Below are 21,124 nucleotides of genomic sequence, written 5' to 3'. Positions count from 1 at the left end.
TGATTACTTGAAATGAAATCTGAAATCTGATGAAGTTGATTAGTTACTAAATTTTGAAAAAACAATTCTTAAGATCATAATTTTTATAAATAAAAAAAGTGGGAATATAACCTTTTTAATATTCCCACAAAAAAGTAAGCCAATTTCTCGGAGTTTTGGCTTACTTTTGAGAGGAACTGTTATAACGCAGCTTTGAAAATTTCTACCACTTGAGCATGTGTTGCTTTACGAGGGTTAGTCAACATACATGCATCTTTCTGAGCATTTTCAGACATGATTGCAAGATCTTCAGTCTTAACACCTAACTCGGTTAAACCAGATGGAATTCCAATTGATGAAGATAATTCACGGATAGCATCAATCGCGGCAAAAGCAGCTTCAGTTTCAGTGAAACCTTCAACATTAACACCCATTAACTCAGCAATTTTAGCGTAACGATCTTGGCAAGCGATTAAGTTAAATTCACATACATGAGGTAATAGAACGGCATTACATACACCATGTGGAAGATTGTAGAAGCCACCTAATTGATGTGCCATCGCATGAACATAACCCAATGACGCATTGTTGAATGCCATACCAGCAAGATATTGTGCATAGCTCATTGCATCACGAGCTTCGATATTCTCACCATTGGCGACAGCAGGACGTAACCATTGACTGATCATCGTAATTGCTTTTTCAGCGCATGCATCGGTAATTGGGTTTGCGGCTGTTGATACATAAGCTTCAACAGCATGTGTCAATGCATCCATACCTGTTGCAGCGGTTAAACCAGCTGGTTTTGCAACCATAAGCTTTGGATCATCGATGGCGATCAAAGGCGTACAACGCCAATCTACAATTGCCATTTTTACGTGAGTATCAGTATTGGTAATAATACAGAAACGCGTCATTTCTGATGCAGTTCCAGCAGTTGTGTTTACAGCAATCAGTGGGGTCATCGGAACAGTACTTTTGTCGATACCTTCATAGTCACGAATATGTCCGCCGCCAGCAGTTACAAGACCAATCCCTTTCGCACAATCGTGTGATGAACCGCCACCTAATGAAACGATAAAATCACATCCATTGTCGTTATAGGCTTTAACACCGTTATGAACATTAATATCAGTTGGGTTGGGTTCAGCACCTGGGAAAACATGGCTATCTACACCAGCATCTTTTAAATATGCTGAAATCGTATCTGCTACGCCAAATTTGAATAGACCTTCGTCTGTGACGATCAGTGCTTTCTTTGCACCAAGATTTTGCGCTTTTATGCCAATTTCTTTAGCACAGCCGGGGCCAAAAAGTGAAACGCAAGGGATATAAAAACCGTTTGTTTGATCTGCAATATTTTTAAAAGCCATGGAGTGATTCCTTCTTCCATATTCCATAATTTGTTATACAGGTGGTCTAGCACCTTGGACTTAGTATGGAGTGCTTTAAAAAATTTCCTACCTACCAAAAACCTACCAAAGAAATTTTGTTTTTAATCATAAGGATATGGGTGCCTTAGCACCCATAATTAAACATTTTTCTGAGATTAGAACCGCTTTGTATAGTTCACAAATAGACGGTCTTCACCAAAATCATTACCATGCTCTACATTGTAATCAATACGAATATATTGTAGTGCTAAACCTTTAAGAAAGGGTTGTTGAAAAGCATAATTTAAAATAATGTTAGATTCACTTTCATTATTTTCTTTACCATCGGCTGTTTTGAAGCTATCTCCATATACATATTTGACTGCTGCATTAAAGCCCGGAATATAATCTTTAAAATTATATCCATAGATAAAATGATATGATTTTTCATCCTTTTTAAAGAAACCAGTTGCATTCCAGTTAATAAAATAAGTTTCAGGTAAAAAACCATCTGGTAGAGGATATGCAGATTCACCAATAATTTGTTGATAACCTAATCCAAAAGTATGATTGTTTACTTTTAGTGTTTCTAATAAACCTATATTTTGTGCATCAATATTGAAGTTATTGCCATCTTCTTTCGCATTAAAATATTTAAATTTTGAGCCAAGAGTAAAATTTTCTGTATTAAAACTATGATCTAAACCAAGATAATGTTTATTATACAAATCTTGCATATTGCCAAAATAGTATTCAGCTTTTAAAGAAGGCATAACCTGATAGCGTAAATCAATGTAGTTTAAACCATCTGAATATTCAGTTTTTCCATTTGAGGTAAAAGAGAATTTCTGAAAATCTTCAGCATTCCGTGGTGAAACTTTTTCTACACGACCAATTTCTGCATAGAGTTGATCAGTAAGCTGAGATTTTAAGTTCGTTCCCCAGTAGGAAGTAAGCAACTGACGACTTGCATCTACAGCCGTAACAGGTAGATCTAGCCAAAGTTCACCCACACTTAATAACGTTTTATCATAACCAAGTTTTAATGTTGCTCCATGCTTTAAATAATCTGGTGCTTGAGACTGAGTTTCTCTATCGAAGGGAAGGACGGTATCTGCGACATGCTTATCCGAACTTAGACGCACCGCATATTGAACGGATGCATCCACACCGATCTTTAACGGCTTATCAGTAATAGTAAGCGGAGTGTCTACCATTCTTGAATTATAAAATAATGATGCTGCTTGAGACCAACTCCCTGTATCTTTTAAATTTTCATTTTCAAAATTACGGTTGATATAGGCATTTTTTAAGGTAAATTTCCATTCGTCTTTAGCTGTATCATCTGCAAATGCAGACATACTTGTGCAGCTCACCATCAGGGAAAATGTGGCTATAGCAATACGATTTAATTTAAAGATAGGCATTCTTTCATCATCCATTTAAAAGTTAAGTTGCGCCAATCCTAGGCGCAACAAGTTTTACTGTTGGCTAAGTGAAGTTTGAGGTTGAAGGCTGTTCTTTGTTGATTCAGTCGCGTTGACAGAAGCTTTAAGATTCACTAAGAAGATTGCTAATGCAGCAATTACACCGGGAATCGCAATTGCTAAGAAGTTCATTTGATGTGGTAATTCAAAGGTAAGTAATGCACCTGTTAAGACTGGCCCAATAATTGCGCCGATACGACCAATTCCTGATGCCCAGCCCATACCTGTTGAACGGACAGTGGTTGGATAAAACTGTGCGACGAAAGTATAAAGTAAGATTTGAGAACCAATCGTTGCTGCGCCAGCGAGTGCAATTAAGCTGTAGAGAATGAATTGAGGGCTGTTGAAACCTAATAAAATCAATGAAGCTGCACCGATGATAAACATAGCGGTAATCACAGGTTTCAAATGGAATTTATCTGCCAAAGCGCCACCGCCAATCGCACCAACCATTCCACCGATATTTAAGGCAAATAAGAACAGCATACTTGCACCTAGCGAATAACCCGCTTGCAGCATTAATTTTGGTAACCAGCTACCCAGCGCATAAACCATAAGCAGACACATAAAAAATGCGATCCAAAACATAAATGTGCTGAATGCTCGACCTTGTTGAAATAACGCACGTACAGGTGCATCTGTGTGAATATTTTCATTAAATACAAGTTGAGTTTCTTGGTTGATTTCAGCATTGGGCGCAAGTTTCGAGACGATCTGCTTTGCTTGATCGTTATGTTCCGACTTGATTAGAAATGCTAATGATTCAGGTAGGAATTTCCAGATAACAGGCAAGAGCAGTAATGGAATACCTGCAAGAATAAACATGATCTGCCAACCCATGTCTTTAACTAACCAAGCACCCAATAATGCTGAAGTCATACCACCGATTGCATATCCACTAAACATAATTGCAACTAAGGTGCTACGAATCTTTTTTGGTGCGTATTCAGTCATGAGTGCGACGACATTTGGCATAACACCGCCAATGCCTAGACCTGCTAGAAAACGCAAAATAGCGAATTCGACAGGATTATCAGCAAATGCACCAATAAATGTGAAGCCACTGAATAATGCAACACAAATCATAATAGTTTTCTTTCGGCCTAAACGATCTGAAATCGTGCCGAAAATCATTGCACCAAACATCATTCCAAACAGCGCGGCGCTTGCTAATAAGCCTGCTTGCACAGCAGTTAAAGACCATTGCTGCATTAATAATGGCAGAGCAACACCATAAATAACTAAATCATAACCATCGAAGATAATAATTAATAAACACCATATTAAAACCTTCCAATGGAATGGGTTAAATTTAGCATTATCAATAATCTCATTAATATTGACATTTGACATATTCATCCTTCACCTCCAATTTGTGAAGTATCTGTTATTTTGTAATTAAATTATTTTGTTATGTGCGCCGAGTCAAAAACTTAATTGATATATCTTTATGTCATTAAAGTATTAATATTTATTCTATTTAAATTAAAAACGACAAAAAGCAGAGTATTTAAACCCTGCTTTTATATCAAATGGTATATTAAATAAATTTATCTATTAACTGATTAAAATCATCTGGCAGTTCAATATTTGAAATATGCGATGCATTAATTTCTGCTAATAGTGCATTTGGAATTTGCTGTTGCATAAACTCTCCGTCAGCTACGGTTGTTACAGGATCTTGAGTCCCTGCAATAATTAGCATAGGAATAGAGATTTTTTTTAGTTCTGTGCGAACATCCGCTTTAGCCAAAGCCTCACAACAATTTGCATAACCTGACGCGCTGCCAGCACTTAAGTCGTTACATAGGTTACTTACGATTACTGAGTGACTTTGGATAAAGGGATCGGTAAACCATCTTGAGGCTGCTGTGGCCGCAATAGGTTGTAAACCTTGTTCACGAACAAGCTGTGCTCGATCAAGCCATGCTTGTTCCTGACCAATTTTAGCAGCGGTATTGGCAACGATTACATGGCTAAACCGTGTTGGATAATGAATCGCCAGCCATTGTCCTGTGATTCCACCCATTGAAATACCACAAAAGGCTGCTTTAGAAATATTCAGATGATCTAACAAAGCAATCACATCTTTTCCAAGCTGCTCTAATGTGTAAGATTCTTGTGGTGCTGTAGAAGAACCATGGCCTCGTGTGTCATAGCAGATTACAAAAAAGCGTTCTTTAAAATAATTAAACTGCTTTTGCCACATCCCATAATTTGTGCCCAACGAGTTTGAAAATACAAGTGCAGGGGAGTTTGGATCACCAAAAGTTTGATAATTGATTTGAGCATCTTGAGATTGAAAAATAGGCATAAAATGCTCCTTAAACTTGTTCAACACGTTGAATAATGAGCGCAATGCCTTGCCCTACACCAATACACATCGAACACAATGCGTACTGTCCTTGAATCTGCTCAAGCTGGTTCAATGCGGTGGTGACTAAGCGTGCGCCTGACGCTCCCAAAGGATGACCTAAAGCAATCGCACCACCATTTGGATTGATTCGTGCATCATCATCCGCTAAACCTAAATCACGAGTTACCGCTAATGCCTGAGCTGCAAAGGCTTCGTTTAACTCAATCACATCCATCTGCTCTAGTGTCAGATTGGTCTGTTGCAGTAATTTCTTAATTGCAGGTGCAGGCGCAAATCCCATAATGCGTGGTTCAATACCCACCGTAGTTGCGGCAATAATTTTGGCGCGTGGTTTCAGTTGATATTTAGCAACCGCTTCATCTGAGGCGATCAAGAGTGCTGCTGCACCATCATTAATCCCTGATGCATTACCTGCTGTAACGGTTCCGTCTGCTTTCACCACACCTTTGAGTTTAGTTAAAGCTTCAATCGTGGTTGATGCGCGTGGGTGTTCATCGGTATCTACCACAATCGCATCGCCCTTACGCTGAGGAATAGTGACGGGCACGATCTCTTGTTTAAAAAAGCCTTTGGCTTGCGCTGCTGCAGTACGTTGTTGGCTCACCAAGGCAAACTGGTCTTGATCGGCACGATTGACATTGAATTGTTCTGCCACGTTTTCAGCCGTTTGTGGCATGGTGTCTACACCATACATTTCTTTCAGTTTTGGATTGATAAAACGCCATCCCATGGTGGTGTCTTCAATCTTTTGACTACGTCCAAATGAGCTCTCTGATTTACCCATCACGTATGGGGCACGGCTCATGCTTTCCACACCACCAGCAATGATCAGGTTTGCTTCATTGGCTTTGATCGCACGCGCAGCCATGGCAATCGCATCCAGTGATGAACCACATAAACGGTTCACTGTAGTAGCAGGCACTTGATAAGGTAAACCTGCGAGTAGAGCTGACATCCGTCCCACATTACGGTTGTCTTCACCCGCCTGATTGGCACAGCCGTAAATCACGTCATCTACTTGTTGCCAATCCACCGTTGGATTTCGTTGTATTAGGGCTTGGATTGGTATCGCACCAAGGTCATCTGCACGGACTGGTGCAAGACCACCTGCATAACGTCCGAATGGGGTGCGAATCGCATCAATGATATAAGCGTTTTTCATGTGTTTTTCCCTTTAATCTTCCCTTAATCCCTCCTTTAAAAAGGAGGGAGACCTCGCTCTATTGTTTTGGTGAGGTATCCCTTAACAAAGTGGGATGTAAGGAGATTTCAATCCTTAAATTTGAGTCGCATCAATCAATTGAGCACCTGTCAAAGCTTGCAATTCCTCAAAGCTCAGACCATCCACTTTTTCAATTACCTTTAAACCGTCTGTGGTCACATCAATTACACACAGATCGGTATAAATACGATCAACACATTTCAATCCTGTTGCTGGGTAAGTGAGTTCTTCAACAATCTTGGGTTCACCTTGTTTGGTAACATGATCAGTCGTGATAAAAACTTTCTTTGCACCAACGGCTAAATCCATTGCACCACCTACAGCAGGAATGGCATCGGCTGCACCTGTATGCCAATTGGCAAGATCACCGTTGGCTGCAACTTGGAATGCACCGAGTACTGCAATATCCAAATGTCCACCGCGCATCATGGCAAACGAATCACCATGATGGAAAAAGCATCCACCTGTCAGCATAGTGACGTATTCTTTACCTGCATTAATCAGTTCAGGATCTTCTTCACCTTTGGCTGGCGGGGGGCCAAAGGCCAACAAACCATTTTCAGAATGCAGAAACACATCTTTATCGGCAGGTAAGTATTTTGAAATCTTGGTCGGTAAACCAATGCCTAAATTGACATAAGCCCCATCTGGAATATCTTGTGCAACACGTTCAGCAATCTGATCACGGTTGAGTTTTTGATAGCTCATGTTGTTCTCCTTATGCTGATACAGGTGAAGTTGCTTCAACGGCAACTACATGTTGGACAAAGATGCCTGGGGTAATGATGTGCTCAGGATCAAGCTGACCGAGTTCTACCACTTCAGAGACTTGAGCAATGGTGACATCAGCAGCCATCGCCATAATTGGGCCGAAGTTACGTGCAGATTTATTGAAAACCAGATTGCCCCAACGATCGCCTTGATAAGCTTTGATCAAAGCAAAGTCGGCTTTAATTGGATATTCCAGTACATAGTCTTTGCCATCGATATGACGGGTTTCTTTACCTTCCGCCAATAACGTACCAAAACCCGTTGGGGTGAATACGGCACCTAAACCCATACCAGCAGCTTGGATACGGCAAGCGAGATTGCCTTGTGGGACAAGTTCTAATTCAATCTTGCCTGCACGGTACAGTTCATCAAATACCCATGAATCCGACTGGCGTGGGAAAGAACAAATAATTTTACGAACAGCACCTGCTTTTAGCAGTTTGGCAAGGCCATAGTCGCCATTACCAGCATTGTTATTGACAATCACAAGGTCTTTTATGCCCAGTTCAATCAGACCATCGATAAGTTCAGCGGGTTGTCCTGCTGTTCCAAAACCTCCTATCATGATGGTTGAGCCATCTTGGATTTGGGAGAGTGCTTCAACGAGTGAAGTTTGGGATTTATCAATCATAATAATTCCATCCTAAAAAATTTGGTCTACTCATCCTGTTTGGGATGAGGACGGCTGAGCAGGAGAGGTTATTTTTTCTGGTTTATTCAGGAGAAGTTGGGCAATTACACCGATGCAAATTCCCCAGAAAACCGAACTCAGTCCGAGAAAATGCATACCTGAAACCGTTGCTAAAAAAGTAATTAATGCAGCGTCGCGCTGTTGGTCATCTTTCATGGCGATCATGACATTTGTACCAATTGCACCAAGCAATGCAAGGCCAGCCAAAGCCGCGATCAGTTCTTTAGGAAGCAAACTAAATAACATGACAATACTGCCTGCAAATAAGCCACCTAAAATATAAAAAATACCGTTAGCGACACCTGCGATATAGCGTTTTTCTTTTAGTTCATGGGCATCTTTGCCCATACATAAAGCAGCGGTAATTGCTGCTAAAACAATTGTGATGCCACCCATACAAGCGACTGCGAGTGAGGCAATACTTGATGCTGTGATAATTGGTTTAGCAGGGGTGTCATAACCACTTAATTTCATAATGGCCATACCCGGTAAAAATTGCCCTGTAAGACTCACAATGATTAAAGGTAAAGCCAAGTTAAATGTAGAGTGCCAAGTCCATTCAGGCAGAATGAGCTGTGGAGCAGCAAAACTAAAATGCATTGCTACGGGATTCATTTTTCCCAAAAATAAACTGAGTGAAACACCACATAACAATACCCAAAGCATGGTGTAACGCGGCGAGTATCGTTTTGCTAATAAATAGCAAATCAACATACTAAATACGATCAAAGGCATGGTATCTGTCGCAACAAATAATCCTAAACCAAACTGAAATAGGATACCTGCCATCATGCCAGCTGCGATTCCTTGAGGAATCCACTTTAATAATTTATCGAAATAGCCTGTTGCACCAACGATGAAAATCACGATTGCGGAGGTTATATAAGCCGCAACAACTTCATTCAAAGTAATGTGAGGAAATAACGCGACAAGTAGAGCAGTCCCCGGAGCCGACCATGCTGTAATAACTGGCGTTCTATATCGAATTGAAAGATAGATTCCAGCAACAGCAGCACCTATTGAAATTCCCCAAATCCATGAAATCATCATAGAAGTCGAGACATTGGCTTTCTGCGCAGCCTGAAAAAAAATGATTAATGGACCAGAATATGAAATCAAAACTGCTAGAAATCCAGCAACTGTTGCCGATATTGACCAATCATCTTTCAGTGTTTTTAACAGGGTCATCATATTGCCTCCGTGCTAGATACCTTGTCTTCATATTTTGGAGATCAACCTTGATCTCCACCGCCTACAGCAATCACACTGCCAGTCATATATGACGACTCATCCGATGCAAGAAATACAATTGCATTGACTTGTTCATCAATCGTGCCATAACGCCCCATCAAACTTCTGTCCTTAGTTTGGTCTACGACTTGCTGCATCCAGTGTTTTTCATCATCAGTTAAAGGATTGGCATTTCGAGGAACTTTTCTTGGCGGTGCATCTGTACCACCTGTCGCAATTGCATTAACGCGAATCCCATCTTTAGCATGTTCAAAGGCGAGGGAAGCTGTAAGAGCATTCACACCGCCTTTTGCGGCAGAATAAGGAATTCGATTGATACCACGCGTCGCAATAGAAGAAACATTAACGATGACACCGCTTTTTTGTTTCAACATTTCAGGTAAAACAGCACGACAACACCATAAAGTGGGGAACAATGATCGATTGATTTCTTTAATGATTTCATCCTGACTAAAGGCATCATAGGGTTTCATCCAAATTGCGCCACCGACATTGTTAATCAGCACATCGACACGACCAAAATGTTCAATCGCGGCATTTACAACTGTTTGTGCACCTGCATAACTTTCCAAGTCTGTTTTAACTGTGAGTGCTGTACCACCTGCATGAATAATTTCATTGGCAACCTCATCGACCAACTCAGAACGATCAGCTAAGATCACCTGCCCATTTTCAACGGCAACTCGAAGTGCAACACCACGACCAATCCCTTGCGCTGCACCTGTAACTATGACGATTTTGTCTTTGAATCTATCGTGAAAAATCATGCTCATCTCCAATTCAATTAATTCGCTGAGAATTTTTCAAATAGGAAATTGGCAGGTTTAATACATTCGTTATCTAACCAACCGCGAACAGCTTCAACCATTGGTACTGGGCCGCATAAGTAAATATCGACATCACCATTATTCAACCAGTCATTTTCAATATGGCCTGTCACATAACCTTTACGTTCATGTTGGCTATCTGGGTTTGCAACGACAGTCCGATATTCAAACCAAGAATACTTATTTTGCAATTCGTCTAACTTTTCAATTGCCACCAAATCAAAATCATTGGTTACACCAAAAACCAGACGAATAGGGTATTCAGAAGCTTTTTCTTCAAGGATTTGTAACATCGACATAAATGGCGCAATACCTGTACCACCAGCAAGCATTAAGACTGGACGGGTCACATTACGTAGATAAAAACTACCAAATGGACCAGTAAAACTCATCTTGTCACCTGCTTTCGCATTTTTACTAAGGAACTCGCTCATCTGTCCATTTGGAACATTACGAACGACGAAGCCTGTTAAGCGATTTCCAGGTTTAGAACTAAAAGAATAAGAGCGGGTTTCCGTCGTATTAGGAATACCTACATTGACATACTGGCCTGCCAAAAAGTGAATATCTGGCTGGCCTTCATCAAGTTGAATATCGAAGGTAATCGTTGAGTCCGAAAGGTTTTCTACGCGTGATAGCGTACCTTGGAAGCTATGAATTTCTGTTTTACATACATCAGAAGACGCTTGAATTTGAAATACTGCATCTGAGGTTGGGCGACACTGGCAGGCGAGAATATAGCCTTGCTCAGCTTCTTCAGGAGTTAAAGCATCTTCAATATAAGTTTCTTCTGGCATGTTATAGCTACCAGATTCACAGAATGCTCGGCATGTACCACATGCACCATCTCGGCAATCCAAAGGAATATTAATCTTCTGGCGGTAAGCGGCATCTGATAAAGTTTCATCTTGCGCGACTGTAATAAATCGTGTTACGCCATCTTCAAATTGAAGTGCTACATTATGGTTAGACATGGCAATCATCCTATTTAAAAATTTTGATCTGGCTAACCCAACCAAAAGTCCTTTTGGCTGGGTGGCTGGTTAGAGATGATAAATATCAATTACTTGGTTGATATAATCGTTCTTTAACACCACATATTTGCTCAGGATTTTTGGTTGCTCTTTTGAGAAATCAATGACATAACGAGACATCCCAAAATAGCTATAGTTGGTTTTGTAGCGGAAACTGAAAGTGTTCCAATTAAAGCGTACAGTGACCTTTTCACCGTCCTGTTCCACAACCTCGATATTTGCGATGTTGTGGCTCGTCCGTGTATCAGGCATGGTTGCTGATGAACGTTCGGTTTTGATACGAAATACTCGATCTTCCAAGCCTTGACGATCAGGGTAATAAATTAAAGAAATTTCAGACTGAGGATCTTCTGTCAGTTTGTCATCGTCATCCCAAGCTGGCATCCAAAAAGAAGCCTCTGGCGCATAACAATTTAACCAATCATCCCATTGCTCATCATCTAGGAAACGCGCCTCGCGATAGAGAAATTGAGCAATATTTTCCAAAGTCGCTTTTTCTGTCATGTTATTCATACTGTTTCTTCCTAATCCTGATTGGCTGCCAATTGTTTTTCGGTAGCAATCGCTTGTTTCATAGAGGTCAACCAGTATTGATGCTGAGCAAGATACAAACCTTCATCCTCAGTTTTCACACCACTTAATTTCGGTTTTAAACCAATTTCATTTGCAGCATCATCAGGACCATGAATCCAGTGCTTAGCACCACGACACATATCGTTCCATTCCAGTTCAAGACCAGCATAACCTGCTTGGCAAGCACGAAATTCTTCTAAGTCGTCTGGGGTTGCCATACCAGAGGCATTGAAGAAATCTTCATATTGACGAATACGACGAGCACGTGCTTCAGCAGATTCGCCAACAGGCGCGATGCAGTAAATCGTGACTTCAGTTCTATTAACACCTAGAGGACGTAATACTCGAATTTGAGAACCAAATTGATCCATCAAATATACGTTTGGATATAAGCAAAGGTTACGTGAGCGCTCGATCATCCATTTAGACATCGCCGCACCGAATTTTTCGGTATATTCTTCTGATTTCGGGAAGTTTGGACGATCTTCAGGATTTGCCCATTGTGTCCAAAGCAGCATGTGACCATGTTCGAAACCATACGAACCGCCACCTTGTTTACCCCATGATCCTGCACTCATCGCACGGATATTATCGCCAGCTTCAGCTTCTTTACGATGTTGAGTGGTCGCAGCATAATTCCAGTGAACCGCTGATACATGGTAGCCATCAGCACCATTTTCAGCTGTGAGCTTCCAATTACCTTCGTATGTATAACTTGATGAGCCACGTAGAACTTCTAAGCCTTGTTCTGATTGGCCAACGATCATGTCGATGATTTTTGTAGTTTCACCTAAGAATTCTTCCAATGAAGGTACATCTGGATTTAAGCTGCCAAATAAGAAACCTTTATAGTTTTCAAACTTTGCAACTTTCTTTAAATCGTGTGAACCATCTTGGTTAAAACAATCTGAGTATCCAGCATCACTTGGATCTTTTACTTTAAGTAACTTACCTGAATTGTTAAATGTCCAACCATGGAAAGGGCATGTGTATGTTGCTTTATTGCCACGTTTATGACGGCAAAGTTGCGCTCCACGATGTGAACATGCATTAATCATGGCATTTAATTCACCATTACGGTTACGCGCAATAATGATTGGTTGGCGACCGATATAGGTGGTGTAAAAATCATTATTTTTAGGGATTTGGCTTTCGTGTGCCAAATAGACCCAGTTACCTTCAAAGATGTATTTCATCTCTAAATCAAACAATGCTTGATCAGTAAATACAGAACGATGAAGTTTGTATTCACCTGTTTCTTCATTGTCGACCAACAACTCATCGATACGATCAAGATGGCTAGTATTAATTACAGGAATTCGTGGCATGTCCGTTCTCCGACTTTCCAAGGGTGGAAGTCCTGAGCTAACACTTTTCAGGCGCTAACTCAGTTCCAAATAGGCTGAGTTATGCGCTAGCGCGACGACGATCTACTTCAGTAGAAGGTGCTGCATCAATATCTTTCACAAGTTCGATATTGAACGTGATGTGTTTGAATGGCTTATCCAAACCATGACGTTGCATTTCAGCTTGATCAGACACATCCACAGCAGTTGCAACTAAACCATCGCGTGTAGCGAACGCGAAGTCATCCCATAAATATTGATCACCTTCGATGTTGAATTGTGTTGTCAATTTACGGAAGCCAGGTGCAGAAACGAAATAATGAACATGAGATGGGCGATTGCCATGACGACCTAATTTATTGAGTACAAATTGGGTCGTACCCTCTGGTGGGCAGCCATAACCAACAGGCATGGTTGTCAGTGCAACATATTTACCAGCAGCATCAGCTAAAATGGTACGGCGTAAGTTGAAATCAGATTGAGATTTATCAAAGAAAGAGTAGTTACCTAAACTATTGGCATGCCATACTTCAACTTTTGCGCCTTCAATGATATTGCCATCAGTATCAGTGACTTTACCTTCAATAATTAAAGTATCAATTTTGTCTGATTCAGAGCCATCATCCATACGTGCAAAACCTACTGATTCAGGTGCACCAGCAACATAGAGTGGGCCTTCAATTGTACGAGGTGTGCCACCCGTAATGCCTGCTTTAGCATCGGCTTCATCAGCACGCAAATCTAAATAATGCTCTAAACCTAAACCTGCTGCGAGTAAGCCTAATTCATTGGCTTGACCAGCATCAGTAAAATATTCAAGACCTTTCCATACTTCTGAGGGTTGGATATCCAAGTCTTCAATCGCTTGGAACAAATCACCTAATAAACGAACAACAATACTTTGAACACGTTGATCAACTTCACCAGTCGCAGTATCAACATTCATTTGTTTAACTAGCGCATCGATTTCTTGACGATTCATACTATTTCTCCTTAAGTATGCTTATAGCGTTTGTGGCGGGTAAACCAGCTCTTGGTTGCTTTATTGCCTTGCCACATTCCTTGTTTCAGCTAAATTCTGAGAACATTTCACTATGCTTCAGAGTGATTAAATTCATTTGCTCAACTGTCATCTTCACGAATAGATGAGGGATGACGATTCATCGCCATTACTTTGATATTCATGTACGGATACAGTGGTAAACCTTGCAAAATGTTGTGCAGTTCTTCGTTGCTTTCGACATCAAAAATACTGATATTTGAATACTGACCCGTGATACGCCAAATATGACGCCACTTGCCTTGACGCTGTAAATCTTGTGAATACGCCTTTTCTACAACTTTAATTTCATTAACTTGTTCAACTGGCATATCGAGTGGAATATGTACATCCATGCGAACCTGAAATAACATGTTTTTCTCCTTATGCTTTGCGTCGCAATTGCTCAATTTTGTCTTCATCAATCTCAATACCTAAGCCTGCTGCTTGAGGTACGACCAATTCAAAATTTTCATATTGCAAAGGTGTTTTTAAGATTTCTTCAGTGAGTAGCAAAGGACCAAACAACTCTGTTCCAAACGCAAGGCTTTCAAAAGTGCTAAAAGCATGGGCAGATGCGATCGTTCCGATAGGCCCTTCAAGCATCGTGCCGCCATAGAGGTCAATCCCTGCAAGTTTGGCAATTTTTGCGACTTCACACGCCTCAATCAGACCACCTGATTGTTCAACTTTTACTGCAAAAACATCAGCTGCATGTTGATGTGCTAGACGATATGCACTATCAGGACCTGTTAATGCTTCATCAGCCATGATCGCAACATCAAAACGTTGTGTTAAACGCGTCAAAACTTCGGTTTGTTCAATTGCACAAGGTTGCTCAATGAGATCAATTCCGCCATCTTGTAGTTGTTGAATACCACTAATGCATTCAAGCTCAGACCACGCACGATTTACATCGACACGAATACTAATGTCCGCACCCAATGCTTTTTTAATCGCAATGACGTGATCAACATCATGTTGAAGCGGATTTGAACCGATTTTTAACTTGAAAATATTGTGGCGTTTTAGCTCAATCATTTTCTTAGCTTCAGCAATATCTTTATCTGTATCGCCAGAAGCCAAGGTCCAAAGCACGGGTAAACGATCACGTAAACGACCACCTAAAACTTCACTTAAAGGAAGATTTAATAGCTTTGCTTGAATATCCAAGAGCGCGGTTTGAATGGCACATTTTGCAAATCGGTTACCATTGATACTTTTACGGATCAACTTAAAAGTTTGAGCAAAATTCAACGGTTGTTTGATTGAAAGTAATAATGGAGCGAAATAGGTCTCTATATTCGCCTTAACACTTTCAGGGCTTTCTTCACCATAGTTCAACCCACCAATCGTGGTGGCTTCACCCCAACCGACCACACCATTTCCAGTAGTAACTTTGACCAAAACTAATGTTTGAGTTTGCATCGTAGTCACTGAAAGCTTATGTGGACGAATCGTTGGAATATCAACTAATATGGTTTCGACAGATTTATACATTTCACACCATCACTGGTTCTTTATGTCCTTCCTATACCTTAAAAGAATGATTAAACTGTGTCTAAGACTGAATATGTATTTTGTTATACCTATTAGGTATGGAGATAAAGAATGGAACTCAGATATCTACGTTATTTTGTCGCAGTGGTGGAAGAACAGAGCTTTACCAAAGCGGCTGAAAGGCTGTTCATTGCTCAGCCACCATTGAGTAGACAAATTCAAAACCTTGAAAATGAACTCGGTGTGCAACTTTTCGAAAGAGGGAGTCGGCCACTACAAACTACGACAGCAGGGCAGTTTCTCTATCAACATGCCCTCAAACTTTTGTCTAATGCGGAAGAAGTCAAAAGTATGACCAAGCGGATTGGTCTCATTGAACGAACCTTGACGATTGGATTTGTCGGATCATTATTATTTGGTTTATTGCCTCGGATTATTTATTTATATAGACAGCAAAATCCAAATTTAAATATTCAACTCATTGAGCTAAGTACAACCGAGCAAATCCAAGCTTTAAAAGAAGGGAGGATAGATGTTGGTTTTGGTCGACTCAGAATCAGCGATCCTGCCGTAAAGCGTGTCTTATTACGAAAGGAAAGATTAGTTGTTGCTGCGCATTCTAGTCATCCAATTGCCCAACGTGTTGAAGGTGTTCATTTAGCTGATCTGGTAGATGAAAAATTATTTGTTTATCCAAATACGCCTAAACCAAATTTTTCGAGTCAACTTTTAAATATCTTTGCTGAACATAGTCTATCTCCACAAAATATTCGTGAGCTTAGAGAAATACAGCTTGCTTTAGGTTTAGTTGCAGCAGGTGAAGGGCTTTGCGTGATTCCTGCAAGTGCAGATACAATCCGTTTTCCACATTTGGTCTATATTCCTATCTTAGATAGTGGCGCTGTTAGTCCCATATTCATCACAGCTAGAGCAATGGATAATAGTGAGGATGTACAGGCAATATACGATGCTGTTTTCCAAGTTTATGATTTGGAATGTATTGAATATAAAAAAGCACCTTTTCAATGGGGGCAAGCAGAAGACTAAACCTTGAGAATCTAAACACATATCGCCAAACAATTGAGTGCTTTTGATTTGTTCGGCGATATAGCTTTCAGGCATGAATAAACTTCATAGCCAACAATTACTATAAATCATTTTATAAATATGAAGCACTTCAGTAAGCTTTTTCAAACAATCAAATTTGCAAGATATAAAATTTGAAAAACGGATTTTTAAATTAAGAGAATAACGATGCAAAGACTCAATTTTCCAATCATTGATCCGCATATTCATCAATGGGATCCTTACCACACGCCACATTCTGCTGCTTTATTAGTAAAAGCGTTTGGTCGTTCTCCGTACCTTATGGATAAGATCGTTAGGATTGTTAAACCTAAAGATTTAATAGATACATTAGGTATCACAAAGTATGCCTTAACACCTTACTTACCTCATGATTTTAAAGCAGATAATGATATTTACAAGGTTGAAAGTGTCGTTCATATCGAAGCGAGTTGGCATCATCAAAAAGGTTTTGGCGTTGTAGAGGAAACTGATTGGATCAATCAACTACCTTTTGAAGAACAAGGTATAAAATTAGGCGCAATCATCGGCACTGCTGATCCAAGACACAAAAAATTTAAAGACATATTGAAAGCCCATGTCGATGCTAGTCCAGTATTTCGGGGAATACGAAAAATGGCAGCGTGGCATTCTGATTCAGGTGTGCATCGTTGGACTGATAAAGCAGAGCTTTATCGCTCAAAAAAATTTTTAAAGGGTTTCGAAAGTTTAGCCTCGATGAACTTATCTTTTGATGCTTGGGTTTATTCACATCAAATTAAAGATGTTAGTTATTTAGCGAAACATTTTCCAGAGACTCCGATTATGCTTGATCACTTAGCAACGCCAGTTGGCATGTTTGGAAAAGTAGGGAAACGCACTGGGCGAACTGAAGTAGAAAGAAGTAAGATTTTTGAGCAATGGAAATCAGATATTTCTGAATTAGCGCAACAGAAAAATGTGCATACAAAAATTTCAGGTCTTATGATGCCTGTGTTAGGGCACTGCTTTTATCAGGCAAATAGAACAGCTTCTGTGAATGAATTAGTGCATTTATTGTCACCACTCATTCATCATGCCGTAGATTGTTTTGGAACAAATAGAATTTTATATGCTTCAAATTTTCCAATGGATAAGCCAAATGCAAAACTAGGCGATCTAATCAGCGCATATACTCAAATGCTTCAGCCTTATGGCATACAGGCACTGCAAGAAATTTTTAGAGACAATGCAAAAATCTTCTATCGTATCGATATATAACTCATCACTTCGACAAAATATAGATTATGAATAAATAATATTAGTCTATTTACAGAACTGTATTTTGTCGGAATTCTCAATAAACCTTATTATAAGATGAGCAGCTTTCATTAAATAAGTGAATATATTTCATCTGAAAAAACTAATTATATGCATATTAAAAAGTTGATTTAAAACCTATTTAAATAGTATTATTCATTACAAATGTTTTACAAAATAAAAACATACATGTAATAAAGCACGCAAAGATTTTCTAATAAAAATGTATGCATTGTTCAGAAAAGTTTAACTTTAATAAGTATTTATGTTTTCCATACATTATCTAGTAATGATAAGTTTATAAAAAAGCACGCGTTATATAATTATTTTAAATTATTTTTATGATTGAAATTTAATTGACACAAAATAAAGCTAAGTTAAAAAAATGGTCAATGACAACTTATTTCAACTGGAATGATAATCCACGCCAATTATTACTTTGTAACTTTTTATTCATATAAAACAAGATGAAAAGTTATGTGAAATAAAAGCCTAAATCTTATTAGGTCAAAACAAAAAACTGTGCATTACAATTAAGCGGAAAAAATATGGATAACGTGGCTCAGCTTGAAACTGATACAGATTTCCAAGGTCGAAAGAAAATAACGTGGGCTGTGTTTGCTGCACTGTTATTATTTCTCTTGATTGGTATTTTGTATTATTTCTTCGTATACAGATTTTACCAATCTACTGATAATGCTTATGTTCAGGCTGATGTCACTTGGGTGATGCCTAAGATCTCAGGTGAAGTTGTTGATTTAATCATTCAAGACAACCAAGTGGTAAAAAAAGGTGAAGCCTTAGCGATACTTGACCATCGTGATTATCAAGCTCGTTATGATCAAGCACAATCTGTTGTGACCTTAAAAAAAGCAGCGCTTGATGTTCAACAACAAAATGAAAGGTCTGCTAAATCAACAATTAGCGAAGCGAATAGTGGTGTTATTGCTGCACAAGCAGACTTATCTCGCTTAAAGAAAGATTATGCTCGTTACCAAGATTTACTTAAAGATGGTGTGATTACACGACAGAATTTTGACAATATTCAGTCTCAATACTTATCAGCTCAAGCACAACTAACCAAAGCTCAAGCAACTGTAAATTCTGCTGAAGCTCAGTTAGGAAGTTTGCAGGCAGGTAGAGCACAGTTATTAGCAGATATTCAAAGCGCAAATGCCACATTAGATCTTTATCGTATCGATTTAGATTCCTCTAAAGTAATCAGTCCTGTATCTGGAAAAGTAGGCAGCCTTGCAATTCAGAAAGGATCACGAGTTTCACCTCAAACACGTCTAATGGCAATCATTCCTGAGGGGAGTTTGTATGTAGAAGCGAACTTCAAAGAAACCCAGATTGAAAAAATGCATATTGGGCAGAAAGTTAAGTTAAAAATTGATGCTTATCCGAGCCTCACATACACAGGCAAGATTGAGAGTTTTTCACCAGCATCAGGTGCAACGTTTTCAATGATGCCACCTGATAATGCAACAGGAAACTTCAATAAAGTTGTCCAGCGAATCCCTGTCCGAATTGCCATAGATTCAAGTCCACATATCGATCTTATAAAACCTGGAATGTCGGTTAATGCAACCGTCGATTTAAAAACCTAATAATAAAAATTCTAGGCAGAAAATAATGGATAAGCATTTTGACGGTGAGTGGAAGTTTGCACCAAAAACAGCTTGGGTCATCTTCATCGCAATGATCTTTGGCAACTTCATGGCGATTTTAGATATCCAAATTGTTGCCAGTTCTTTGAATGAAGTTCAAGCAGGAATGAGTGCAAGTCGCTATGAAGTGACATGGGTACAAACGGTCTATTTAGTCGCTGAAATTATTGCAATTCCAATGTCTAGCATTGTATGTCGCGTCCTATCTACACGGGTTTATTACACCTTGTGTGCGATCGGATTTACCATCAGCTCATTACTTTGTGCGTTGGCATGGAATTTAGAAAGCTTATTGGTCTTTCGTGCCATTCAAGGTTTTATGGGCGGCGGTATGATTCCAACGTCGATGACCGCGCTTTATATTTTATTTCCTGAAGCTAAACGCTCTTTGCCTTTGGTGTTATTTGGGATGATCAGTACCCTTGGACCTGCGATTGGCCCGACGATTGGTGGATGGCTCACTAATAACTTTTCATGGCACTGGATGTTTTTGATCAACATCGTGCCGGGAATCATCATTGCAACCATTATATATTCAGGGCCAAATATTGATCGTGCGAATTACTCACTGATTAGAACGATGGACTGGCTTAGCTTAATTGGCATGGCGATGTTCTTAGGCGGTTTAGAGTATTTCCTTGATGAAGGTGCGCGACATGATTGGTTTGCTGATTCAGGCGTAAGAAATGCGTTCATCATCTGCGTTGTTGGTGGTTTGATCTTCTTTTCTCGAAGTTTTACGCAACCCAAGCCATTACTCGATTTAAGTGTATTTAAAAACAAAAACTTTACCTTGAGTTCTATCACCACCTTTGTGATCGGCATGGCACTGTACGGATTGGGTTATATGATCCCTGTTTTCCTTGGGCAAGTCCGTGAAATGAATAGTAGTCAGATCGGTCACATTATGATGGTGACTGGCGTTGTAATGTTTTGCTTTGCGCCATTTTTGGCTTGGCTTATTCCAAATTTTGATACTCGAAAAACAGTTTTTGTCGGCATGATTCTAGCGGGATTTGGCGTTTGGCTGAACTCACACCTAAGTATTCATAGCGATTATGACTTTATGTTTTGGCCACAAATTTATCGTGGTATTGGACTCATGATCTGTTTGATCGTTGTCTCCCATCTTGCAATGAGCACCTTACCACTGAGTAAAGTAGCGGATGCCAGCGGTATTTATAATCTCATGCGAAATATCGGCGGTGCAGTGGGATTAGCTCTGATTAACTCATCACTCGACTGGTTAACCGCTTTGCATGTGACTCAATTGAATCAGTACATGACGCCACAGAATTGGCTTTTCATTGAACGTTTAGATCAGCTCACAGCGCAGTATCAAGAAATCGGGGCCAATGCTCAACAGATCGCGCTCAGCATTATTTATCGAGATATTCATTATCAAGCATTAACGTCCAGTTTTAATGATTTATTGCGCATGCTCTCAATCATTATGTTCGTTACTGCATTCTTAACATTCTTTATGGATAGGGGGAAAAAGATGGATATGTAGCGTTTAGTTAGAGGGTAATTTTCAAAAAATGAAAAATCAAAAAGGCGTAATTATACAAATACTGCCTTTATAAAAATAACGGTTATATGAGTTTTAAATATTTCATA

At 39.6% G+C, this 21,124-nt stretch carries 19 protein-coding genes; 4 read left to right on the top strand and 15 right to left on the bottom strand.

The genetic code is table 11. The features are described from left to right. Positions 1-179: 179 nt before the first annotated feature. The 15 genes from mdh to F959_RS09745 form a co-directional block, all read right to left on the bottom strand. Positions 180-1,352 carry an iron-dependent methanol dehydrogenase gene (gene mdh, locus F959_RS09815; protein ID WP_004879683.1) on the bottom strand — a complete coding sequence of 391 codons (1,173 nt, stop codon included), beginning with the start codon at positions 1,350-1,352 and terminating at the stop codon, positions 180-182. A 176-nt stretch (positions 1,353-1,528) separates the two neighbouring features. After that, positions 1,529-2,731 carry an OprD family outer membrane porin gene (locus F959_RS09810; RefSeq protein ID WP_227499174.1) on the bottom strand — a complete coding sequence of 401 codons (1,203 nt, stop codon included), beginning with the start codon at positions 2,729-2,731 and terminating at the stop codon, positions 1,529-1,531. A 102-nt stretch (positions 2,732-2,833) separates the two neighbouring features. Next, positions 2,834-4,198: an aromatic acid/H+ symport family MFS transporter gene (locus tag F959_RS09805; protein ID WP_004879679.1), complete on the bottom strand. Its 1,365-nt coding sequence runs from the start codon at positions 4,196-4,198 to the stop codon at positions 2,834-2,836. 181 nt (positions 4,199-4,379) lie between these two features. Continuing rightward, complete coding sequence (pcaD, locus tag F959_RS09800) at positions 4,380-5,153, bottom strand: 3-oxoadipate enol-lactonase (protein WP_004879677.1); 774 nt, start codon at positions 5,151-5,153, stop codon at positions 4,380-4,382. A gap of 10 nt (positions 5,154-5,163) precedes the next feature. Continuing rightward, positions 5,164-6,378 carry a 3-oxoadipyl-CoA thiolase gene (gene pcaF / locus F959_RS09795; RefSeq protein ID WP_004879675.1) on the bottom strand — a complete coding sequence of 405 codons (1,215 nt, stop codon included), beginning with the start codon at positions 6,376-6,378 and terminating at the stop codon, positions 5,164-5,166. Between the two features lie 114 nt (positions 6,379-6,492). After that, positions 6,493-7,146 (bottom strand): 3-oxoacid CoA-transferase subunit B, encoded by a 654-nt coding sequence (locus F959_RS09790; protein ID WP_004879672.1) that lies wholly within the window; start codon positions 7,144-7,146, stop codon positions 6,493-6,495. Between the two features lie 10 nt (positions 7,147-7,156). Beyond that, positions 7,157-7,840 (bottom strand): 3-oxoacid CoA-transferase subunit A, encoded by a 684-nt coding sequence (locus F959_RS09785; protein WP_004879670.1) that lies wholly within the window; start codon positions 7,838-7,840, stop codon positions 7,157-7,159. A 30-nt stretch (positions 7,841-7,870) separates the two neighbouring features. Beyond that, entirely contained in the window at positions 7,871-9,091 is a 1,221-nt protein-coding gene (gene benE / locus F959_RS09780) for a benzoate/H(+) symporter BenE (RefSeq protein WP_004879669.1), read from the bottom strand. A 41-nt stretch (positions 9,092-9,132) separates the two neighbouring features. Continuing rightward, complete coding sequence (locus tag F959_RS09775) at positions 9,133-9,918, bottom strand: 1,6-dihydroxycyclohexa-2,4-diene-1-carboxylate dehydrogenase (protein ID WP_004879667.1); 786 nt, start codon at positions 9,916-9,918, stop codon at positions 9,133-9,135. Positions 9,919-9,935: 17 nt separating this feature from the next. Continuing rightward, a complete protein-coding gene (benC, locus tag F959_RS09770; RefSeq protein ID WP_004879665.1) occupies positions 9,936-10,952 on the bottom strand; it encodes a benzoate 1,2-dioxygenase electron transfer component BenC in 1,017 nt (338 codons plus the stop codon). 69 nt (positions 10,953-11,021) lie between these two features. Further along, complete coding sequence (benB, locus tag F959_RS09765) at positions 11,022-11,525, bottom strand: benzoate 1,2-dioxygenase small subunit (protein ID WP_004879661.1); 504 nt, start codon at positions 11,523-11,525, stop codon at positions 11,022-11,024. A gap of 11 nt (positions 11,526-11,536) precedes the next feature. Beyond that, positions 11,537-12,913, bottom strand: coding sequence for a benzoate 1,2-dioxygenase large subunit (gene benA, locus F959_RS09760; RefSeq protein ID WP_004879660.1), 1,377 nt, complete (start codon positions 12,911-12,913; stop codon positions 11,537-11,539). Between the two features lie 79 nt (positions 12,914-12,992). Beyond that, positions 12,993-13,913 carry a catechol 1,2-dioxygenase gene (gene catA / locus F959_RS09755; protein WP_004879658.1) on the bottom strand — a complete coding sequence of 307 codons (921 nt, stop codon included), beginning with the start codon at positions 13,911-13,913 and terminating at the stop codon, positions 12,993-12,995. 140 nt (positions 13,914-14,053) lie between these two features. Then, positions 14,054-14,344: a muconolactone Delta-isomerase gene (gene catC / locus F959_RS09750; protein WP_004879656.1), complete on the bottom strand. Its 291-nt coding sequence runs from the start codon at positions 14,342-14,344 to the stop codon at positions 14,054-14,056. A 10-nt stretch (positions 14,345-14,354) separates the two neighbouring features. Beyond that, complete coding sequence (locus F959_RS09745; RefSeq protein ID WP_004879654.1) at positions 14,355-15,470, bottom strand: muconate/chloromuconate family cycloisomerase; 1,116 nt, start codon at positions 15,468-15,470, stop codon at positions 14,355-14,357. Between the two features lie 111 nt (positions 15,471-15,581). Here F959_RS09745 and F959_RS09740 point away from each other — a divergent pair, with 111 nt between their 5' ends. From F959_RS09740 to F959_RS09725, 4 genes are all read left to right on the top strand, one after another. Further along, the gene (locus F959_RS09740; protein ID WP_004879652.1) at positions 15,582-16,517 is read left to right on the top strand and encodes a LysR family transcriptional regulator; all 936 of its coding nucleotides are present in this window, start codon (positions 15,582-15,584) and stop codon (positions 16,515-16,517) included. Between the two features lie 207 nt (positions 16,518-16,724). Further along, entirely contained in the window at positions 16,725-17,795 is a 1,071-nt protein-coding gene (locus F959_RS09735) for an amidohydrolase family protein (RefSeq protein ID WP_004879646.1), read from the top strand. 587 nt (positions 17,796-18,382) lie between these two features. Beyond that, complete coding sequence (locus F959_RS09730; protein WP_004879642.1) at positions 18,383-19,444, top strand: HlyD family secretion protein; 1,062 nt, start codon at positions 18,383-18,385, stop codon at positions 19,442-19,444. A gap of 25 nt (positions 19,445-19,469) precedes the next feature. After that, positions 19,470-21,017 carry a DHA2 family efflux MFS transporter permease subunit gene (locus F959_RS09725; protein ID WP_004879629.1) on the top strand — a complete coding sequence of 516 codons (1,548 nt, stop codon included), beginning with the start codon at positions 19,470-19,472 and terminating at the stop codon, positions 21,015-21,017. Positions 21,018-21,124: the final 107 nt, after the last annotated feature.

This window comes from Acinetobacter venetianus RAG-1 = CIP 110063, assembly GCF_000368585.1.
In the GTDB taxonomy this organism is placed as follows: Bacteria; Pseudomonadota; Gammaproteobacteria; order Pseudomonadales; family Moraxellaceae; genus Acinetobacter; species Acinetobacter venetianus.
The sequence above is the reverse complement of the archived record's forward strand: the minus strand, read 5'-3'. Positions and strand labels throughout refer to the sequence as shown.